Here is a 6,584-nt window from a genome sequence, read left to right on the forward strand (position 1 = left end):
GCGCCGTGCCCACGTTGAGCACCGAAACGTCCGAGTAAAAGTAGCTCCCCACCCCGGGAATGTTGGCCACCACGGGCATCCAGTACACGTAAGCGGCGCCACCAGAAACAGTTATTGATCGGCTCCTGGTGCTCGACCCGCCGCTATTTCCTGCCGTCAACGTGACCGTGTAGGTGCCGGCAGAAGCGTAAGCGTGGACGGGATTTTGAGCCGAGCTGCTGCTCCCGTCGCCGAAGTTCCAAGACCACGACGTGGGAGACCCGGTGGACCTATCGGTGAACTGAACCGGCTGGCCCACCGTAGGGGTGGTGGGTGACCATGAGAAGTCTGCAGTTGGAGGGGTCACGCACGGTGTGCCGGCCTGGGAATACGTGGCCGACTTGGTATCCGAAGCGCTCCCTTGCTGGGCTGTGATTTCTACGGAGTGGGTCCCTCCGTCGCGACGGGACGTCGTCCAGGTCAACACATACTGATTGTTGAGGATTTGACTTATCCGTCGGAGAAGGTCTTGGAGCTCGGCGGAACCGGCAGCTCGGTAGAACACGCCTCCGGTCTGGCTGGCCAGGGAGGAAAGTACGGTATCGTTCGCTGAACCGAACCCGATCGTAAAAACCGGTACACCAGCTGCCAAGGATTCTCTGATGGCATCCTCGAGCGTGCTGCTGCTCACATTGTCCTCGCCGTCGGTCATGACGACCAGGGCTTTACGGCCACTCACGGCCACCGAGTGCCGTGCGGCCTGGACGATGGCGTCATAAAGCGCCGTTGACCCGTCCGAGGAGAGCCTGTTAAGGGCAGCAATAGCGGCAGCTTTGTCGGTGGTGTAGTCCTGCAGCAGCTCGACGGTGTCGGAGAACCTGTACACAGCCACCCGATCAGAAGGCCCCAGCATGTTGATGAAGGTGGTGGCCGCCTGCTTCATGTTGGCGATATCGGTGTCGCTCATTGACCCGCTGGTGTCCAAGACGAGGGCAACAGCCAGGTTCCCGGCGCCGGCTCCTCCTTGCTGAACCGTAAACGATTGGGCCACACCGTCCTCTTTAAGCGTGAAGTTGCCCGCGCCAAGACCCGTGACCGGTTGCCCCTGCGAGTCAGTGACAGAAACTACGGCCTTGACGTTGGGGCACCCCGACGCGTCAATTTGATTGATGATCAAGTTCACCCCGCCTCCTTGAGTTACCGTGACGCGGCCAGTGCTCAAACACGAACCTTCAAAGTCGACGACCAAAAGTTGGAGGAAGTACTCTCCAGGTGTGGTAAAGACGTGCGTCGGGTTGGGTTCAGAAGATGTGGTCCCGTCCCCAAAATCCCAGCTGTAGAGCTGGGATCCCGAGGCACCGCCCACGGTGGACGTGAATTGAACTGTCAGCGGCGCCGGGCCGCTGACTGCCGCCGGAGAAAAGGAACACGAAGGCCCCGTCGGCGAATCAGTGCGGAGCGTAATGTCATCCAGGCGCGCCCCGAATCCCGTTTCAATCGAAGTGTCAGAAGTAAAAGAAAAAAGCAGCCGATTGCACGAATTCTTGGTTAAGTCTCCCAGGTAATACCATTGGCGCAGGTTGAAGATGAGGTGAAACCATGCCGGCAGATCGCCAAAAAACATCCACCCGTAAATCTCGTTCGCATTGTCTAAGAAGAAACCAACGCCGAGATAGTCATGCTCCTTCTCAGTGTTGACTGCTCCGTAAAAATCGAGCCATGCCTGGGAGGCTCCCTGAATGTTGATGCATTGACCGTAGAGAATTTCGGTCTCCACTGAATTGGGGTACTCGGCGTCGCACCCCAAGGCGGACCCTGACGAACCTCCCCGGACGCCATCGACGCTGTAGGCTCCGCCGTGAGCGGCGCACGCTGTGCGTTCCCAGGTGTACGCACCGCCGGTGTTGTCGGTTCTCTGCCAACGCGACCATGGGTCGGTCTCAAAGGTCTCGCTTACGATGACACCGGGAGACGCGCCCACCACTTCGTGGCTGGCAGGTAGGATCGGGCCTCGCCCCGCGTGGAATGATGCGACGTCCAGCGGTAACGTGAAAGGCCACTTGATGAGGTAATGCCGGGGTTTCTGAGCGGACAGCGGAGCGGTCCGTAGTTCAGCAAAGCGGGCAAAATCGCGGAGGGTCATGGACCCTAAGCTCTGGGCTCTCCTGAAGATTTGGGTTCCGAGCGCGCCAACCTCGAAGGACGACGCGGCCTCAGCAGCTAACCCCGCCCCTTGGGGAACCATCGCCACCTCACCGGAGTCCGGAAGGTACAGGGCAGCAAGGGCTTGGGAGAAGAGAGCCTCGGCTTGCTTCTGCCCAACGTCTATGAAGCGGAACGCCTCCCGAGGCTCGTCGAGGACTGCCTCCGGGACTTTGGCGACTAATCTCTTTGCCAATGACACCTTCTCGGGCGCCGCCACGATGGGCGTTTCGTCCTTGAGCCCACGGGCTTCACAGCCCGCGAGATCCTCCCACGAACCCAAGGGCGTTGCGGCCTCTCGAAGGGTGCAGCGCTCCCATGCCGCCAAGGGGCACACGAAACCGCTCCAAACGAGCAAAACAAACCGTACGAACTCCCATGAAGGGATTTTTTGGTGAAGCATAAGCGCCTCCTTTCTCCCCAGGTTTTTGCAACCTCCATGCCAAAGCCATGGAGGAGAGGCAAAATGATCTCCAAAGCAAAGGCTGGTGCAACCCATAGCTTCCCAATGGCTTGGATCGTGAGAAAGCTTACAAGTTCCCCGGGCCAAGGCCGGGATCAGCGCTCGCCGGTGAGGGTTTGGTAGCTTTCCCGGACCCGGCTTCAGGTTTTTCCGCGGCTTTCTGCATGGGCTTTCCAACGGGTTCAGAGCTGATCCGCGGCTTCCCAGAATGGGGAGAAAACCCAAAATCGAGCAACGGCGGCTGAAATTGGGCCTCAAGCTGCCTTGCCCTCGAGGGATGCAACGGGTTTGCCACAGAAAACCGAAGCTCTAGCACAAGTGCTTTGATCACAGTAATTTAGACCCTATCAAATGTCTTGAAGGCCTTTCGCCAAAACTTTTGCCAGAGCCGCTGTCTTCAGAACCTGCGCTGGAAATGGTGCCGCGCTGGTGCTCCCCGTCACTCCAGGCCACTTTTGCCGAAGAGTCTCCAACGGCCCAGGGTCGAAAGGCCGAACACGCCCCATGGGCTTGGAGATGGATCACCGTCTTTGCTCGGTGCAAGCCCCGCCAAAAGCCCAGAAGCTGGGCGGCGCCTAGTTCGCTAGTCGAAAGAAAGGCCTGCCCCAGGGACTGGGCCCAACGAAACCCTGGCTGAGGGACCCGTGCTCACGCCCCCATGGCCACCGGGAACGCCGGTGATGGAGAGAAGGGCGGACGTTGTGCGGGCAGCATCTCGCGAGCAAGCAGCTGGGAACACCCCTCACTGGCCTGCCACCGTCGCGGACGCGCAGGAGCTCCCACGGGCGGAAACCCAGCGGCCGCCTACCCGCCAACGCGTACGGTCTTTCACCCCCGTGCTCCCACCGAGGAAAAGAGCCAAACTGCTGCACCCAGCGCCAGGACCGCGGCAAGGGCTAGGAGAAACCACTCCCGCCACGCGGCCCATCGGCTTCCCCGCTGCGCTGCGAGCTCCGGAGCGTCCACCACCGCCATACCTCCAGCCATGGCCACGAGGAGGTTCACCCTCCTCTCCACCGGCGGGTGGGTGCTCATGAGAAAGGCCACTAAGGTCTGGCCCACGCCGGAAAGCTGGGCTAAGGGCAGCGGCGCGAGCCACAAGGGCGCCACAAGCCAAGCAGCGCCGGAGGCGACGCCGTGACCGCTGGAGACTTTTACCAACGCCGACGCAAGAGCCAGCGGGTCCCGGGTCCACTGGGCAGAGCACGCATCGGCCAAAAACTCCCGCGCATGGGAAACGCTGCTGGACGCGATCTTCACCCCAACGGCCACGAGAAGAACAACGGCGCCCACCGCTACCGCGTACGTCACTGCCGCCACAAGGGCGAAAAGCCCCAGCGCTGCACCCAGAAGGCAGCCCACAAGCTGGTTCTCCAGCTCTTCTCCTTTTACGACCTCGAGACTGGCTTTGAGAGCGCCAAAACCCAGGAGCAGCAAAAGGGAAAAAACCGCCGTTCCCACCACGGCGCTGCCCACCACGACCCACGCGAAGGCCAACGCCTCTCCCACGAAGAGAGAATCGCCGTTTTTGAGGTGGGCGAGCTCGTGCCCTAAAACCGCCGCCGTTTCTCTCCGGTCCAGGGCTTGGATAAGCCCCCGGGTCACCGTGATGCTGCCTTTGGTGAGCGATCTTCCGCAAGCAAAAGCGTTGGCAGCTGGGCTTTCCAGGACGTAAAGCGCCGGCAGTCCCGAGCCTACCCCCGCAGCCAAGCCCACATCCGCCAAAAGGTCTTCCAGATACTCTTTCTCGACCCCCGTTGCAGGTCTTGCCCCGACGAGGAAAGGGATCAAACGGTGGCTGCGGGCGTACACCCCAAGGGCCCCCAAAAACCAGACAAGCGTGGCCACCCCTCCGCCGGCGAGCATCCACCTTCGGAGCGGCTCTGCTGGAACCCGCCGGTCGTTCCCGACCCACGGGAGCTCTTCCCATACCCAAACGTGGGCGTACACCAGAAGCGAACCCAAAAGCAGCATCCATGCCACTCCCAACGCCACAAACCACCACGTTTGCCGCCGCCGCCTCGTCTGCTCTTCAAACAGAGAAACGGGTGAAGCCATAGCGCTTTTTTCCCGAGAAGCTTTCAGGAAAAGCCGCGGGCGATTTCACCCGCGGCTTTCCCACTCCCTCGTACAGCTCAAGGGCTCGGCCGAGCCGTTCCACCCAGGAACGCCAACCGGGCCTCTTCCACCTTTGCCACAAACTCCCCGGCTGCCTTACCCACGCCTATCCCGGTGAGCTCCAGCCTTCCCCCCGAGGACGCAACAACGAATCTGTATTTAAAGAAAGTAAAGAACAGCACAAGACAAAAAAGAGCGGCAAGCCAGAAAAACACGCTTGTTCCGGAGACGCCCTTCCAAATATCACCTCTGGAGACGCCCTTCCAAATATCAATCGTGACAAAACCCACATTGGCCAGAATATACGCAACGATGAGGAGCCACCACCGTCTCTTCCGTTCCACCCCAGCAAAGCTGACCTGGTCGAGGGGGATGCTCGCTGCGGCGTGCGTTCCCAAAGAATGGTCCTGCCGGTAAACACGGCGGTTGGTAAGGACCAAACTCGCGCTAGCCTCACCCCAGGACGTGGCATTCAACCGCATGACCTCTTGCTCGCCTGACACATTCTGCAGCGTCGTCATAGCTAAGCTCCTGATCGTTACCACCCCATGGATTTTAACCGCCTCCTCATCAGTCCTTTTTTTCGACCCTGCGCACCACCCTCGTACCGGCAATGCGGTCGCCTATGCGCTCGCCGGTCGTGAGGACCATTATTCCTTCGGCCACAATGACAAGAATTAACACCGGCGGTGCGAGGACATAACCCAGGAGCGGAATGATCAAAAGCATAGTCCCCAGGGCGATGGGCAGGTTTCTCAGGATTCGAGCCCAAGTGGGAGCGAGGTCGCCCTCCCTGCGTACAACCTCGGTACCAACCGCGAGCTTACCCAGGCTGCGGCCCGTCACATCGCGAAAAAGCCAGTATGGCGTCAGCAAAAGGCCAGCAATCATCGGGCCAACAATGGGAATGAGACCCGAGAGACCGAGAAACGCCGCGGGGATCACATCGATCAGGTACCCGGCCACACGCTGACCCACTCCCGCGGGCTGGCGCTGAAGAGGCGCCGACGGCGCATCTGCAAAAGAACCGGTTGCCATGTCCACCTCCTTCCATCGTTACTAGCCTTTGCAAACAAACTGGCGCACTTTATAAGCTCCGTTGCGAAGCATCACGAGGACGTTGGCTCAGCAAACCTTCCCCATGGTGGGCTGCTAGCGTGCGGCCTCCGCTTCTGCCCACGCCGCCAGCTCGTCGAAGAGCTTTACCCACCATTCGTGCTCGAGGTCGCCCGCATTTGGAGCAGCGTACGGGGGGTACTCCGTGACCCGCGGCTCTTTTTTCACCGTCTTGAATTTTCCGAAGGCCGTTCGGACGTCGGTTACGCGGCCCTGGATTTCCAATCCATAAGTGGCCAGCACCTTATCCGGCTTCTCGACCGGTACTGTCACTGACTTCCCGTCCCTGACGACCAACTCGTTGACGGTCTTATAAAGTGTTTTCAATTCTACTGGCGTTTTTTCCAATAATTTTCCGTAGATGATCTTATCAACCCCTAGGAGCTTTCCGGCTTCTTTCTCGTCTACTAGCTTGATTCCAAGCATCTCCTGGAAGTATACTCGGTCGTAAACGTTGAGCTTTCCCTGGGCTAACTTGGTGCTCAAGTACACCACGGCACGGCCGCCCGCAGGCTTATCTTGAGTTGCCTGCACGTCGAAAGGCAGAACGGCCACCCTAGGGCTTCCTTCGACGAATCCCTTGCTGCCGCCGCTACCCCTCGTGGCGTCGGCTTGGGCCCTCATGAGGCTGTTCATGAGCTCTTTCTGCTGCGCGAGCCACTTGCCATCGATTTTGGGGATAAAAACACAATCCTGGTTTTATCCC

5 protein-coding genes are annotated in these 6,584 nt (G+C 59.8%); all 5 read right to left on the reverse strand.

The features are described from left to right. On the reverse strand, positions 1-2,584 hold a 2,584-nt coding region (locus tag ABJK56_RS08730), incomplete at its 3' end, for a VWA domain-containing protein (protein ID WP_347244282.1). 888 nt (positions 2,585-3,472) lie between these two features. Then, positions 3,473-4,702, reverse strand: a complete 1,230-nt coding sequence (locus tag ABJK56_RS08735) for a M48 family metalloprotease (RefSeq protein ID WP_347244283.1) — start codon at positions 4,700-4,702, stop codon at positions 3,473-3,475. Between the two features lie 77 nt (positions 4,703-4,779). Then, positions 4,780-5,283 carry a hypothetical protein gene (locus ABJK56_RS08740; RefSeq protein WP_347244284.1) on the reverse strand — a complete coding sequence of 168 codons (504 nt, stop codon included), beginning with the start codon at positions 5,281-5,283 and terminating at the stop codon, positions 4,780-4,782. A gap of 49 nt (positions 5,284-5,332) precedes the next feature. After that, positions 5,333-5,800 (reverse strand): RDD family protein, encoded by a 468-nt coding sequence (locus ABJK56_RS08745; RefSeq protein WP_347244285.1) that lies wholly within the window; start codon positions 5,798-5,800, stop codon positions 5,333-5,335. A 114-nt stretch (positions 5,801-5,914) separates the two neighbouring features. Next, positions 5,915-6,514 carry a hypothetical protein gene (locus tag ABJK56_RS08750; protein ID WP_347244286.1) on the reverse strand — a complete coding sequence of 200 codons (600 nt, stop codon included), beginning with the start codon at positions 6,512-6,514 and terminating at the stop codon, positions 5,915-5,917. Positions 6,515-6,584 lie beyond the last annotated feature (70 nt).

Source organism: Thermogutta sp. (genome assembly GCF_039793925.1).
Taxonomy (GTDB): domain Bacteria; phylum Planctomycetota; class Planctomycetia; order Pirellulales; family Thermoguttaceae; genus Thermogutta.